Source organism: Actinoplanes sp. SE50/110 (genome assembly GCF_900119315.1).
GTDB lineage: Bacteria > Actinomycetota > Actinomycetes > Mycobacteriales > Micromonosporaceae > Actinoplanes.
The window spans coordinates 9133269-9146362 of the sequence record NZ_LT827010.1 but is presented as its reverse complement, the minus strand read 5'-3'; the positions used below and the strand labels follow the sequence as shown (position 1 = coordinate 9146362).

General features: G+C 71.6%; 14 protein-coding genes and 1 pseudogene. 2 read left to right on the top strand and 13 right to left on the bottom strand.

Annotation, left to right across the window (positions count from 1 at the left end; all coding sequences use genetic code 11):
• Positions 1–191: 191 nt before the first annotated feature.
• The 5 genes from pheA to ACSP50_RS40985 all read right to left on the bottom strand — a co-directional run bounded on the left by pheA (position 192) and on the right by ACSP50_RS40985 (position 3811).
• Positions 192–1139, bottom strand: a complete 948-nt coding sequence (gene pheA, locus ACSP50_RS41005) for a prephenate dehydratase (protein WP_014695234.1) — start codon at positions 1137–1139, stop codon at positions 192–194.
• 242 nt (positions 1140–1381) lie between these two features.
• Positions 1382–2014, bottom strand: a complete 633-nt coding sequence (locus ACSP50_RS44965) for a hypothetical protein (RefSeq protein ID WP_014695233.1) — start codon at positions 2012–2014, stop codon at positions 1382–1384.
• A 54-nt stretch (positions 2015–2068) separates the two neighbouring features.
• Positions 2069–2455, bottom strand: a complete 387-nt coding sequence (locus ACSP50_RS40995) for an ACT domain-containing protein (protein WP_014695232.1) — start codon at positions 2453–2455, stop codon at positions 2069–2071.
• Between the two features lie 83 nt (positions 2456–2538).
• Complete coding sequence (locus ACSP50_RS40990; RefSeq protein WP_014695231.1) at positions 2539–3000, bottom strand: hypothetical protein; 462 nt, start codon at positions 2998–3000, stop codon at positions 2539–2541.
• An 82-nt stretch (positions 3001–3082) separates the two neighbouring features.
• Positions 3083–3811, bottom strand: a complete 729-nt coding sequence (locus ACSP50_RS40985; protein ID WP_043513193.1) for a hypothetical protein — start codon at positions 3809–3811, stop codon at positions 3083–3085.
• A gap of 284 nt (positions 3812–4095) precedes the next feature.
• Here ACSP50_RS40985 and ACSP50_RS40980 point away from each other — a divergent pair, with 284 nt between their 5' ends.
• Positions 4096–5280, top strand: a complete 1185-nt coding sequence (locus ACSP50_RS40980; RefSeq protein WP_014695229.1) for an arginine deiminase — start codon at positions 4096–4098, stop codon at positions 5278–5280.
• Positions 5281–5498: 218 nt separating this feature from the next.
• Here the strand turns inward: ACSP50_RS40980 and ACSP50_RS40975 are convergent, their stop codons facing one another.
• The 8 genes and pseudogenes from ACSP50_RS40975 to ACSP50_RS40940 all read right to left on the bottom strand — a co-directional run.
• Complete coding sequence (locus ACSP50_RS40975) at positions 5499–6371, bottom strand: DUF5926 family protein (RefSeq protein ID WP_043513191.1); 873 nt, start codon at positions 6369–6371, stop codon at positions 5499–5501.
• An 89-nt stretch (positions 6372–6460) separates the two neighbouring features.
• Positions 6461–7654 (bottom strand): sensor histidine kinase KdpD, encoded by a 1194-nt coding sequence (locus ACSP50_RS40970; RefSeq protein ID WP_014695227.1) that lies wholly within the window; start codon positions 7652–7654, stop codon positions 6461–6463.
• Positions 7655–7702: 48 nt separating this feature from the next.
• The gene (locus ACSP50_RS40965; protein WP_014695226.1) at positions 7703–8503 is read right to left on the bottom strand and encodes a glycerophosphodiester phosphodiesterase family protein; all 801 of its coding nucleotides are present in this window, start codon (positions 8501–8503) and stop codon (positions 7703–7705) included.
• The gene (locus ACSP50_RS40960; RefSeq protein WP_043513188.1) at positions 8500–8835 is read right to left on the bottom strand and encodes a rhodanese-like domain-containing protein; all 336 of its coding nucleotides are present in this window, start codon (positions 8833–8835) and stop codon (positions 8500–8502) included. The genes ACSP50_RS40965 and ACSP50_RS40960 overlap by 4 nt, the downstream gene beginning before the upstream one ends.
• A 23-nt stretch (positions 8836–8858) precedes the next feature.
• Positions 8859–9959 (bottom strand): LCP family protein, encoded by a 1101-nt coding sequence (locus ACSP50_RS40955; protein ID WP_014695224.1) that lies wholly within the window; start codon positions 9957–9959, stop codon positions 8859–8861.
• Positions 9960–10084: 125 nt separating this feature from the next.
• Complete coding sequence (locus tag ACSP50_RS40950; RefSeq protein ID WP_014695223.1) at positions 10085–11752, bottom strand: cation acetate symporter; 1668 nt, start codon at positions 11750–11752, stop codon at positions 10085–10087.
• Positions 11752–12090: a DUF485 domain-containing protein gene (locus ACSP50_RS40945; RefSeq protein WP_014695222.1), complete on the bottom strand. Its 339-nt coding sequence runs from the start codon at positions 12088–12090 to the stop codon at positions 11752–11754. Before ACSP50_RS40945 ends, ACSP50_RS40950 begins: the two co-directional genes overlap by 1 nt.
• 118 nt (positions 12091–12208) lie before the next feature.
• A pseudogene (locus ACSP50_RS40940) lies at positions 12209–12706 on the bottom strand (flavin reductase family protein); the annotation flags it as partial.
• A 105-nt stretch (positions 12707–12811) separates the two neighbouring features.
• Here ACSP50_RS40940 and ACSP50_RS40935 point away from each other — a divergent pair.
• Complete coding sequence (locus ACSP50_RS40935) at positions 12812–13090, top strand: hypothetical protein (protein WP_014695220.1); 279 nt, start codon at positions 12812–12814, stop codon at positions 13088–13090.
• Positions 13091–13094: the final 4 nt, after the last annotated feature.

Below are 13094 nucleotides of genomic sequence, written 5' to 3'. Positions count from 1 at the left end.
CGCCGCGCAGCGCGCCGGCCTCGCCTCCAGGTCGTCTTGCCGCTGCTCCGGCAGCGTGCCCGGGCCGCGTGCGGTTCATCGGTGGCTGCCCGCAACCCCGGATGGGCCGGCACCTGGTGGCCGGTCCGGCCCGGCGGGGCCGGTCGGCGCCGGGTGGCAGGCCGGACCTGTTGACTGGGCGGCGCCCCGGGTCAGCCGGGCTCGCCGGCGCGCAGGCGGCGCAGCCAGGCGGCGGAGTCGGCGAAGTCGGTGTCGGAGAGGCCGGCCGGCGCCCGCACCGGTGGTTCCGGCTGCAGCCGGTGCCGGGCGTAGCTGCCCAGGAAGCGGACCTCGGCGCAGATCCGGCGCAGGCCCTGCAGCGCCTCGCCCAGGCGGGCCTCGGCCACGTGCCCGGTGCAGTCGAGGAAGAAGAAGTAGGTGCCCAGCTGCTCGCCGGTGGGCCGGGATTCGATCCGGGAGAGGTTGACTCCGCGTACGGCCAGTTCGGTGAGCACCGCCAGCAGCGCGCCGACCTGGTCGTGCCGGATCGACACAGCCAGGGAGGTGACGTCGTCACCGGTCGGCGGCGGCGGCGCGGCGGGCCGGGTGAGCAGCGCGAACCGGGTGACCGCCTCGGCCCGGTCGGCGACCTTCTCGGCGAGTACGGTGAGCCGGTTGCGCGGGACGCCGATCGGGGCGCAGAGGGCCGCGTCGTACTCCCCGGCGGCCGCGCTGATCGCCGCGGCCGCGTTGGACAACACGTCGACCACGACCGCGTCCGGGACGTTGGCCAGCAGCCAGCGCCGGCACTGCGCGGACGCCTGCGGGTGCGCCGCGACGGTGCGGAGCCCGGCCAGCGGTTTCAGCGTGTCCGCCGCCAGCACGAACTCGACCGGCAGCAGCACCTCCCGGGCGATCATCAGGGGCGCGCCGGTGACCAGCTCGTCCAGGGTGACCGGGATGGCTCCGCCGACCGAGTTCTCCAGCGGCACCAGGGCGGCGTCGGCCTCTCCGGACCGGACCGCCTCGATCGCCTCGGGCACGCTGCGAGCCGGCGTACGCAGCCCGTGCTCGGCGGCCGGGATGGTGCGCAGGGCGGCCTCGGTGAAGGTGCCCTCCGGGCCGAGGTAGGTGAAACGGGCGGGCGGCGTTCCGGGCATCCCGTCAGTCTAGGGCGCACAAACCCCGCCCCCACGCCCGAGCGGCCCGTCGATCCAGGGCGCACCAGCCCCGGCCCTACGCCCGAGCGGCCCGTCAGTCTGGGGGTTGAACAAGCCCCCGCCCGTTCTGCCGGTCTGGAGCGTACAGTCCTGATCCCGCGCCCCAGCGTTGCGTCAATGAGAGATGCCCGCCTGCCGGCATCACGCCCCTGTGAGACGGGACGGCGGGGGTGCGGGAGCGGTCAGAAGCCGCAGGCCATGACGCGGATCCCGGCCGGGGCGGCCTGCACCTGCGCGTTGCACACGTCGGAGCCGGCGGCGACCAGGGCCAGCGTGGCGGCTTTCCCGGTGGCCACCACCATGAGCGGCTCCATCTGGTCCGTACCGGATCCGGCCAGTTTCACCGTGGTGAACGACCACGTCCCCGAGCAGAACGGCCCGTCCTGCACCTGCAGCGTCTTGGACGGGATCCCGGGCTTGCCCTTGATCAGGGCCAGGATGTCCGCCGGGCTCGGCTGCCCGCCGCACTTGGCGGCGTGCGCCGGGGTCGGCGTCGGCGACTTGGTCAGCGGCCCCTCGGCCGGCGTCGTGGTCGGCAGCGTGTAACCGGGGTGGTAACCCGGGTTGTAGCCGGGATTGGGGTAACCCGGGTTGGGCATCGTGTATCCGGGGTTGGGCATCGTGTATCCGGGGTTGGGCATCGTGTATCCCGGCACCGGCACGGATGCCCCCGGCAGCGGTCCGGCGCCGGAGGGCTGCGGGCCGATCGTGTACGACGGCGTGCCGGCGGGCTCGGATCCGGCCGGCGATCCGCAGGCCGCCGTCAGTAGAGCGGCGCCCACGACGAGAGGGACGAAGCGGGTGTGCGGGGACACGCGCCCATGGTAGGCCCTACCCCCGGAGTCGGCTGGGCACGAATCGGCGGCGGATCAGCCGGCGATGCGGTGACCGGCGGCGACCAGCGTGTTGACCGCCTCGGTCAGCCGGACCGTCGGCACGAGCAGATAGTCGGTGTCGTAGGTGGAGAACGTGACGATGTTGACCCGGGCCTCGGCCAGCGGCACCGCCAGCGACGCGATCACCCCGGTCATCGCCAGGTCGAGCTCGGCCACGCGCAGACATCGCCATGCCGTGTCGACCTCGGCGCCGTCCGGCACCCGGTGGGACGGGCAGATGATCGAGATCTCGTCGAGGCCCCAGGTCACCGAGATGACGCTCTTGTCGTCCGGACCCGTGGTCAGGGAGGTGGGAAGGGGTGAACCGGCCGAGAGGCGGCACACCGCGTACTCCCCTGGTAACAGGTCTAGATCGAGCATGACGGCAGACTACGTTACGGATAGGTAACACCCAATGGTTGTCGGATGCGGCGAACACCACACCGGCACGAACAAACCGGATGTCAGTAGTGCACAGGCGACAGAAACGTCATCGAACCGGCCACCCGGTCGCCGGCGAGCAGGGGTGTGGCGATCGCGTCGACGGTCAGCGGCGGTTTCCCGGCGTCCGGCACGACGCGCATCAGACCGCGGGCCAGCCGCTCACTGCGAACCGCGAGCAGCGGCGGAATCTTCTCCGCTTCGGGCTCGTCGAGCGGGCCGGCGCCGGCCGTGAAGTCGATCAGCCGCAGGGCGGTGGACAGCAGCTTGCCGATCGCGTCGCCCGGCTTGCCCAGCCCGAGCAGCTCACTGCAGGACGGCGAGACGGCCACGATGGCGCCGCCGGCGTCGATGATCAGGCAGGGCTCGTCGGCCACCGCCACGGTGCCGGCCCAGCGCTCGATGCTGCCGACGAACTCGGCCTCGGCCGGTGTGCGTGCCTGGGGGACGAACGCTCCCGAGAGGGAGAGCTCAACATGCGCCACCCGCTCCTCCTCGCTTCCGTCGCGCCGACCGGGGCGCCCCGATGGGGCCGGGGCGCCGCCGTCGACTTCGTCGCAAGGAACGTTACCGGCGGGTCGGCCGCTTGTCAGCGGCCGTCTGTCCGTTGCTGTACCAACGGTAGTCGCCAGCCGGCCGGTAGGGCGCGTTCGCCCAGGTGGCCGGGTTCTCGGCGACGGCCGACAGTTTGCTGGCGGTGGCCGCCGAGATGCGGGCACCACCCGCGAGGAGCAACCGGTCGAGCTCTTTGTCGGTGGCGACGAGGCAGTCCTTGGGCAGGCCGTGCACGCTGATCACACCGGAGCCGACGAAGGTCAGGACCGGGGTCACCGGCACGTTCAGCCCGACGGCCGCGGACAGCGCCTTGGCGGCCCGGCGGGCGTCCCGGCGAGCCTCCGCGACGTACCCCGGCCGCTTGCCGTTGATCTGCACCACGTCACCGGCGATCAGGACGCGGGAACGCCCGTGGTCGGCGACGGTCACCGCGTAGACGCCACCGGGGCCGATGGCGAGGAAACCGGCGCGGTCGTCGGCCGGGTCGGGCTCGTAGTAAGACTGGGACAGGTCGGCGCGCGGCCAGTCCACGATGCGCCAGGCGGAGCCGAGGCGGTCGAGTCGGGTCAGCGCGCGGGCGCCGGCCGCCTCCATCCGCCGGGCCCCTCGTTCGGCACGACGACGCCGCGCCCACTCCACCGGAGTGAGGCGATCCAGTGTGGGCGACGGGGTCGGGCCGGGTGGCAGGGCTCGGTTGGTGGCGGGCACGGGCAGAGCAGGGCGGGTGGGGAAGACAGTCACTGCGACCTCCGGCAAAAGGTCAATCGGGCTGGCTCTCTGGTTTTCCAACTACCGTACGTGCTCGGGTCCTCACGGAACAGGGTGACGGCAGTGAAAGAAAGAGAAAGAAGTGTGGATGAATGCCGCATTCACGGACAACGTCTTCTTGCGGATGGTGCATCCCGACGCGGTTTCGTCGCACTCTGACAACGTATCTCTTAGGTGACCCATGGTGCATGGCCGTCCCAAGATCTAGTCAGAACGTCACCGGGCGGTAGCGGTTCGTAGGGGTTACCGTCGGCACCGTGTACGTCGACAGTGAAGTCAGCCAACTGCGCACCGTCCTGCTGCATCGGCCCGGCAAGGAGCTTGCCCGGCTCACCCCGAGGAACAGTGGATCACTGCTCTTCGACGGCATCCCCTGGGTCGGACGGGCCCAGGAGGAGCACGACGCGTTCGCCGGGGCGCTGCGCTCCCGCGGCGTCGAGGTGCTCCACCTCGACCGGTTGCTCGCCGAGACCCTGGCCGTGCCCCGGGCACGGGAGGAGCTGACCGCCGGGGTGCTCGCCGACCCGCGGCTCGGCGACGGCCTGCGCGCCGGGGTGGCCGGCTACCTGGCCGATCAGGACCCGGAGCGGTTGGCCGAGGTGCTCATCGCCGGGCTGGCCCACGAGGAGGTCAAGCCGGGCGGTGGCAGCCTGGTCTACGAGATGTTGGAGCGCCACGACTTCGTCATCGACCCGCTGCCCAACCTGCTGTTCACCCGGGACTCCTCGGTCTGGGTGCGCGACCGGGTGGCGGTGACCAGCCTGGCGATGCCGGCCCGGCGCCGGGAGACCACGCTCACCCACGCGATCTACCGGTTCCATCCGCGCTTCGCCGGCGGCGACCTGCTCTACGACCCCGGACTGGAGCACGTCGAGGGCGGCGACGTGCTGGTGCTGGCCCCGCAGGTGATCGCCATCGGGGTGGGCGAGCGGACCACCCCGGCCGGCGCCGAGCGGCTGGCCCGCCGGGTGCTGCTGGCCGGCCTGGCGCATACCGTGCTGGTCGTGCCGATCGCCCAGGAGCGCGCCACCATGCACCTGGACACGGTCTGCACGATGGTCGACGCGGACGCCGTGGTGATGTACCCGGTGGTCGCCGACACCCTGCGGGCCTGGACCGTCACCGCGGACGGCGAAGAGCTGATCGTCCGGCCGCCCCGGCCGTTTCTGGAGGCGGCGGCCGAGGCGATGGGCATCGAGCGGCTCCGGGTGATCGACACCGGCCTCGACCCGGTCACCGCCGAGCGCGAGCAGTGGGACGACGGCAACAACACGCTGGCCGTGGCGCCTCGGGTGTGCCTGGCCTACGAGCGCAACATCGAGACGAACGCGCAGCTGGAGCGGGCCGGCATCGAGGTGATCCGGATCCGCGGCTCGGAGCTGGGCAGTGGCCGGGGCGGCCCGCGCTGCATGAGCTGCCCGATCGAGCGGGTGCCGATCTGAGCCGGGATTCGACGACGTCCGTTCGGCGGCGACGAGGCGATCGGCCTGACCGTGCGCCGCTACGACCGGGCTGCCGGTCTGTGGTCGCGGTACCGGGTGCGCAGCGGCACCGGTGAGCTCGTCCGGCCGCCGACGGCGGCCGGACCTGGGAACCCCGCTGGATCGCCGGGTTCACCAGGTCCCGCGGACGCGCGTCGCGGCGCCGGAGAGCGCCCCGGTCAGCGCAGCGTCAGCTGACGGCCGATCAGACCCTGCTTGGCCCGGCGCCCCGCCGCGTCGAGCGGCTCGGTGATCGCCAGTGTGTCCTGGTAGCGCTTGGCGAAATCGGCCAGCGGCGCCTCCCAGTCGGCCGCCTCCGGCTCGCCGGGGATGTCCCAGACCGGCACCAGCAGCCCGTGCGCCCGGAACATCCCGGCGAACTTGGTGTCGTCGCGCAGCAGCAGCTCGCCGGCCGCGGAGAGCCGGGCCAGCGCGTCCAGCGCCGGGTCCTCGCCCTCGCCGAGCACCCAGCGGACGTGCCCCTTGTCCGGCGCGATCCGGCACCAGTACGCCGCCTTGGCCGCGCTCAGCCGCTCGGTGGGGTAGATCGAGGCGTTGGCCCGCTCCAGCGACGCCTTGACCGTGGCGTCGTGCAGCTGGTCCGCGTCCAGCCAGTACTCGAAGCCGTCCTGCATGGTGATCTCGAGCGGGCCGTCGGCCAGCACGTCCTGCAGGCGGGGGCCCTCGCCGGGCAAGGCCGGCACCGACACCGGGTCGCCCGGGGCGGTCCGCAGCGCGGCGAGGATGGCCACCGCCAGGTCCCGGGAGACGTCACCGGACTGCAGGTGCCGCTGGAGGCCGATGAAGACCTGCCCGTCCCGGCGGGACATGGCCGGCCAGGCCATCGGGAGCACGGTGGAGAGGGTGACCGGACGGTCCCCGTACTCCTCGATGATCTCCGGCTTCAGGGTCAGTGGCGCCGAGGCGGCCGGGACCAGCTCGCGCAGGGCGACCCACTCCGGCTCGTCGGCGAGACCCTCGAAGGGGCGGGCGACGAAGATGTCGCGCACCTTGGTCCTGGGCTCCGACTGTGACTTACGACGCTTGCTCACGAGGGACCAGCGTAGGCGGTGCCGTCGGAAACGCGGCGAGGTGGGCGCTTCCAGCGCGGCGAAAAACGAGCAAAAGCGCAAAAAATCGCTCAGGCGCGTCGTAGTCGCACCTCGGCGACCGTCCCGCCGCCCTCCCGCGGCCGCAGCGACACCCAGCCGTGCTGCTGCTCGACGATCCGGCGGACCAGGTAGAGCCCCAGCCCGGCGCCCGGATGGTGGTGCCGGTCGCCGCCCTCGGCCTGCCAGTACCGTTCGAAGGCCCGCTCGACGTGCTCCGGCGCGATCCCGGCTCCCCGGTCGGAGACCCGGAAGCGCAGCGTGTCGTCGTCCGCCCCGGCGCAGACCTCCACCGTGGTGTCCGGCGGTGAGTACTTCTCCGCGTTCGTGGTCAGCTCGGTGAGGATGGTCGCGATCGAGGCGCGATCGCCGTACGCCGGCGGCAGGCCGGCCGGCAGGTGCGCGAGCTTGAGCCGCCGCCGCAGGTCGGCCGGCAGCTCGTCGACCGCCTCCCGGAGCGCTTCGACCAGGTCGAACGGCCCGGCCGGGGTGGCGCCGGCCACCCCGTCGCTGGCCGCCGAGAGCAGCCGGTCGACCAGCCGGGCCAGCTCGCCGGCGCGGTTGCCGATCACCCGGACCGCCTCCCGGCGCCCCGGCTCGCCGAGCGTCTCCCAGTGGTTGGTGAGCGTGTCCGCGTACCCCTTGATCACGGTGACCGGGGTGCGCAGCTCGTGGCTGGTGACCGCGACCCAGAGGTCCCGGTCGGCCTGGGCCGGCGGCGCGGCCGGGTGCACCGGCAACCCGGCGCCGCGGGTGTAGAGCTGCCCGATCTGGCCGGCCAGCAGCTCCAGCACGGCGTGGTGCTCCGGGCCGGGCGGGCCGTCGGCGCCGCCGAAGTAGACGTGCAGCGAACCGGCGAAGGCGCCCCCGGACTCGCACCGGGCGCCGAGCATGTGCCGCAGGTCGCCGCCTTCGATCTGCCGGGCGAACTCGTCGTTGATCGAGTCCAGGGCCGGGTCCAGCGGCACCAGCAGGGTGCGGCCGGCGGACTCCAGCGGGCGGTCGACCCGACGGCCGACGGCCGGCTCGCACACCCCGGTGCCGGCGATGATCCGGCCGCGGCCCTCCGAGTACTCCGCGAAGCCGGCGCCGCGTGCGCCGAGAGCCTCCTGGGCCAGGCGGACCAGCCGCTGCAACACGGGCAGGCCGGACTCCCCGGCGTTGACGCGGTCGAGGACCGCGATCTGACCCCGGGTCAGCGAGGGATAGTCGGGACGATCCGGCATGTCTGCGAGTCTGCCTCGGCGCTCACGATTCCGATGATGTGTCGGCGGTCACACATGGTCGAGCTCGGCCAGCCGGTCCAGCACGAACTTGGGCCGGTCGCTGATCACGCCGTCGACCCGGTGCCGCAGGACCAGGTCCAGGTCGTCGGGCCGGTTGACGGTCCAGACGTACGTCTGGTGGCCGGCCGCGCGCATCGCGGCCGGCAGCCCGGATCGGGCCCGGACCAGGTCGACGCCCGGGCCGGCGATCCGCGCGCCGAACGGCAGGCGCCCCTTGCCGACCATCGGCGGGAGCACCTCCAGCAGGTACACGGTGGGCAGGCCGGGGGCCTGGGCGCGGATCCGACGCAGCGCCAGGGCGGCGAAGGACATCACGGTCACCTGCACCGGGTCGTCCGGCTTCGGGTCGGCCAGACCGTAGCGGCGCAGCAGTTTCACCAGGCGACGCTCGACCTCCGCGCCGTACACCGAAGGGTGCTTGGTCTCGATCAGCAACCGCACCGCGCGGCCGCAGTCGCGCACCGCCTCCAGCAGGCGTTCCAGGGTGAGCAGCCGGCTGAGGTCCTCGTCCGGCTCGTCGGCGGGGTACCCGGGGTGCCAGGAGCCGTAGTCCAGCTCGTCGAGCTCCGCGAGTGTCCGCCGGCTGACCAGGCCCCGGCCGTTGCTGGTGCGGTCCAGCTTGCGGTCGTGGAAGCAGACCAGGTGACCGTCGCGGGTCAGCCGGACGTCGCACTCCAGCCCGTCGACCCCGTCCTGCAGGGCGCGCAGGTATGCCCCGAGGGTGTGCTCGGGCAGCGCGTCGGCGCCCCCGCGGTGCGCGAACACCAGGGGGCGATAGCCGGTGCTCACACCACCCGGGCCGGCTGCCCGTCCTCGCTGACCATGTCCTTGCCGGCGGCGGCCCAGGACTTCATGCCACCGTCGAGGTTGCGCACGTTGTCCCAGCCGTTGTTCATCAGATAGGCGACGACCTGGCCGGACCGGCCGCCGGCCCGGCAGATCACCACCACCTCGCCGTCGCTGGGCACCTCGGCCATCCGGGCCGGCACCTCCATCATCGGCAGGTGGTGGGCGCCGGGCGCGTGGCCGGCCGTCCACTCGTCCGACTCGCGGACGTCGAGCAGATAGGCGTTGGAGTCGACCTGATCCGGGGTCACGCTGGGTACCTGAGGTCCGAACACGGGATCCAGTTTATGGCTGCCGGTCAGCTCTTCTTGACCGGGTTGGCCGTCATCCACTCGGACATCCGGTCCGCGGACATCGCCTGGAACAGGGCCAGCGCCTTCTCCCGGTCGGAGACCACCACGGACTGCCCGGCGATCGTCTCGCTGCCCTTGTTCGGGCTGGTCAGGAACGTCAGGTTGTCGCCGCGCAGGCTGTGGAACTGCTCGACCATGTCCTTGAGCGAGAAATCCTGGTCGACGGTGACCGCGGCGGCCACCGCGTTCAGGAAGTCGTTGAGCTTGCCCGGGCTGGTCAGCGTGCCGCCACTGGCCGCCTTGTCCATCAGCGCCTTGAGGAACTCCTGCTGATGCTGCATCCGGGCGAAGTCGCCGCGGGCGAACTGCTTGCGCTGCCGCACCCAGTCCAGGGCCTGCGCCCCGTCCATGTGCATCATGCCCTTGGTGAACACCCGGTGCGGCGGGTGGATCGAGGTGATGCTCTGGTCCACCTTCAGGTCGACACCGCCGAGCGCGTCGGTGACCTCCTTGAAGCCGCCGAAGTCGACCGCCATCACGTGATCGATCTTCACGTCGGTCAGGCACTCGACGGTGTGCACCGCGCGGGGCAGGCCACCGAAGGCGAACGACGCGTTGATCTTGGCGCGACTGCCGTCGCTGCATGCCGCGTCGTTGCTGCGCGGCACCACCACCCACAGGTCCCGCGGGATCGACACCAGCTGGGCGGTCTTGTGGTCGGCCGGCACGTGCATGATCATCAGCGTGTCCGCGCGCCAGGCGTTGGCCTGGTCGTCCTTGGTGTCCGGATCCCGCGAGTCGCTGCCCACCAGCAGGATGTTGAACGCGCCGTCGATCGGCTTGGCCGGCCGGTCCTTGGACAGCCCGGAGAAGGCGTTGGTCCGCTTCAGGTCGCCGTCGATCTTGTTCACGTAGTGGAACGCGTAGATCGTGCCGACCAGCGCCAGCAGGACCACCGTGGCGCCGGTGACCAGGGCGATCCGGCCCCAGCGCGGGCGGGTGCGGCCACCCCGGTAGGGGCGCCCCGGGCCCGGCTCTCGCCCGTACGGCGGTGGGACGGAAGCCCGTCCAGAGGAGTTGCCGCTGGAAGAGGTGGTCGCAGACATGCTGACCACATTAGGTCGCCAGGGGTGATGATCCCGGTGCCCGAACCCGGTTCGGCACGAAGGTGGGAGTAGGGCCCGGGCCGGCGCGGCGACGACGCCGGCCCGGGTACTTTCCGGAGGAAGGTTCAGTGCGCGCCGTGCCCGGTCAGCGACCGGACCTCCAGCTCGGCGTACTTGTCGGCGGCGGACTCCTTGCTGAGCACGGTGCCCAGCCAGCCGAAGAAGAAGCCCAGCGGGATCGAGATGATGCCCGGGTTGGACAGCGGGAACCAGTGCCAGTCCTCGTGCGGGAACATCGCGGTGGGCGAGCCGGACACCACCGGTGAGAAGAACACCAGGATCACCGCGGTGAGCAGGCCGCCGTAGATCGACCAGAGCGCGCCCGAGGTGTTGAACCGCCGCCAGAACAGGCTGTACAGCACCGCCGGCAGGTTCGCCGAGGCGGCCACCGCGAAGGCGAGGGCCACCAGGAACGCCACGTTCAGGCTCTGCGCGAAGATCGACAGGGCGATCGCGATGGCGCCGATCACCAGGGCGGCGACCCGGGCCACCCGCACCTCGTCCCGCTCGGACGCGGTGCCCTTCTTGATCACGCTGGCGTAGAAGTCGTGCGCGGTGCTCGACGACGACGCCAGGGTCAGCCCGGCCACCACGGCCAGGATGGTGGCGAAGGCGACCGCCGCGATGATCGCCAGCAGCACCGCCCCGCCGGTGTCCCCGCCCAGGTAGTCGATGCCGAGCTTCTGCGCCAGCTGCGGCGCCGCGGTGTTGCCCGCCTTGTCCTGCGCGGTGATCGCCTTGCCGCCCACCAGGGCCGCCGCGCCGAAGCCCAGGGCCAGGGTGAACAGGTAGAAGACACCGATGATGCCGATCGCCCAGAGCACGCTCTTGCGGGCCACCCGGGCGGTCGGCACGGTGTAGAACCGGGTCAGGATGTGCGGCAGACCGGCGGTGCCGAGGACCAGCGCCAGACCCAGCGAGAGCAGGTCCATCTTGCTGTAGAAGGTCTTCGTCGCGTCGCCGGCCGTCTCCACCCCGTACCGCAGGCCGGGTTCGAGGAAGGCGCTGCCCTTGCCGGACTGCGCGGCGGCGTCACCCAGCAGCGTCGACAGGTTGAACCGGTAGTGCGCCAGCACCATCAGGGTCATCACCAGCGCACCGGTCATCAGCATGAAGGCCTTGACGATCTGGACGTACGTCGTGCCCTTCATCCCGCCGACCACCACGTAGACGATCATCAGGGCGCCGACCAGAATGATCGTGAACACCTTGGCGGTGCTCGCGTCCATGCCCAGGAACTTCTCGTCGGCGCTGATCCCGAGCAGCAGCGAGACCAGCGCGCCGGCGCCGACCATCTGGGCGATCAGGTAGAAGATCGACACCACCACGGTGGAGACCGACGCGGCGGTGCGCACCGGGCGCTGACGCATCCGGAACGCCAGCACGTCGGCCATCGTGTACCGGCCGGAGTTGCGCAGGAACTCGGCGACCAGCAGCAGCGCCACCAGCCAGGCGACCAGGAAGCCGATCGAATACAGGAAGCCGTCGTAGCCGTACAGCGCGATCAGGCCGGCGATGCCGAGGAACGACGCGGCCGACATGTAGTCGCCGCCGATCGCCATGCCGTTCTGGAAGCCGGAGAACTGGCGGCCACCGGCGTAGAAGTCGGTCGCGGTCTTGGTCTGCCGGCTGGCCCAGATGGTGATCGCCAGGGTGATCGCCACGAAGATCAGGAAGAGCGTGATGGTCAGCGTCCGGGAGGTGCTGGACGTGCCCGCGGCGGCCATCAGCATCAGAGCACGCTCCCCTCGTCGGCGGGGGCGTTCTCGATCTGCCGGTGGATGTCGTCGGCGACCGGGTCGATCCTGCGCGCCGCGAACCGCGCGTAGTACCAGGCGATCACGAACGTCGAGACGAACTGCAACAGCCCGAAGAGCAGGGCGACGTTGACGTTGCCGACCAGCTTGATCGCCATGAAGTCACGGGCGTACGCGGACAGCAGGACGTAGAGGGCGTACCAGAGGATGAACGCGACGGTCGTCGGGAAGATGAAACGGCGAAGGGTGTGGCGCAGACGCCCGAATTCGTCGGAGTTCTGCACCTCGAGATATCTCTCGGGGGTGGCCGGCACGGTGTCACCACCTTCGTGGGCGAGTGGACTTTCCGGCACGGTACGAAGGAAACCCGCCCACCCCGTCGCGCCGGTCAGCGCCTGCGCTGAGTGGTGGTCTGACTGCGCTGAGCGGTTGTCAGCGCAGTTCGCGGTAACTCCCGCGGTGGTGCACCAGCGGCGCGCCGGGCGCCTCGAAGGTCACCGCCTCGATCACCGCCTCGACCAGCATCGCCCACCCGCACGGCCGGGAGTCCACCAACCGGCACTGCGCCCAGGCGGTGGCGTGCGCCGGCACCGGCCCGTACGCGGTCTCCCGCCACCCGCCGGTGGCGAACAGCCCGCCCGGGGCCGGCATCAGGCCGGCGAACCGATCGGCCAGCTGTCGGTCGGCCGGGACCAACGGGACCACGGTGAACCGCCCGGCCCGCTCGGCCGCCGCCCAGAAATCGCTCTCCTCGTCGATCAGGCCGAGCACCCGACCCGGATCGCCGTCGGCGACCAGCGTGGACGAGACGGTCAGCCCGGCCGGCCCGGGCGCGGTCCAGATCGTCACCGGCGCGGCCAGGCGCCCGCGGAACCGGCGGACCGCCGATTTCTCCTCGTCCGGCACCGCGAACGGATCAGTGGAATGGATCGTCATCGGACCATTGTCCCGATTACAGATCGTGCACGCCGCTATCGGTTTTAATTGATCACCGGCTATTTTCCTCTGGGGACCTCCGGCGGAAGGGGATGGCGCATGCCTCAGGTGGTGTTGCGACCGGGTGACGTCGTGCACGTCGGGGCCGAGGCGAGCGTGCAGTTCTCCGGCGAGCGGGCGCTGACCTTCCGGATCATCCGGGTCGACCCCCGGGTCACCTACGACGGCTGGATCTGGCTGGACGGCTACGTGGTCGGTCCGGCCGGCAACGCGCTGCAGCGGCGCCGCATCTTCGTGCGGCAGGACGGCCTGCGGGCGATCCGGGTCAACCGGGTGCCCGCGCCACGGAGCGGATCCCGTCCCGTCGGTCGCCCCTGATCGG

Coding starts and splice junctions, on each gene's coding strand:
- pheA (WP_014695234.1), bottom strand. CDS start 1,139: ATGCCCGGAACGCCGCCCGCCCGTTTCACCTACCTCGGCCCGGAGGGC.
- ACSP50_RS40995 (WP_014695232.1), bottom strand. CDS start 2,455: ATGCTCGATCTAGACCTGTTACCAGGGGAGTACGCGGTGTGCCGCCTC.
- ACSP50_RS40970 (WP_014695227.1), bottom strand. CDS start 7,654: ATGCCGGATCGTCCCGACTATCCCTCGCTGACCCGGGGTCAGATCGCG.
- ACSP50_RS40955 (WP_014695224.1), bottom strand. CDS start 9,959: ATGTCTGCGACCACCTCTTCCAGCGGCAACTCCTCTGGACGGGCTTCC.
- ACSP50_RS40950 (WP_014695223.1), bottom strand. CDS start 11,752: ATGCTGATGGCCGCCGCGGGCACGTCCAGCACCTCCCGGACGCTGACC.
- ACSP50_RS40935 (WP_014695220.1), top strand. CDS start 12,812: ATGCCTCAGGTGGTGTTGCGACCGGGTGACGTCGTGCACGTCGGGGCC.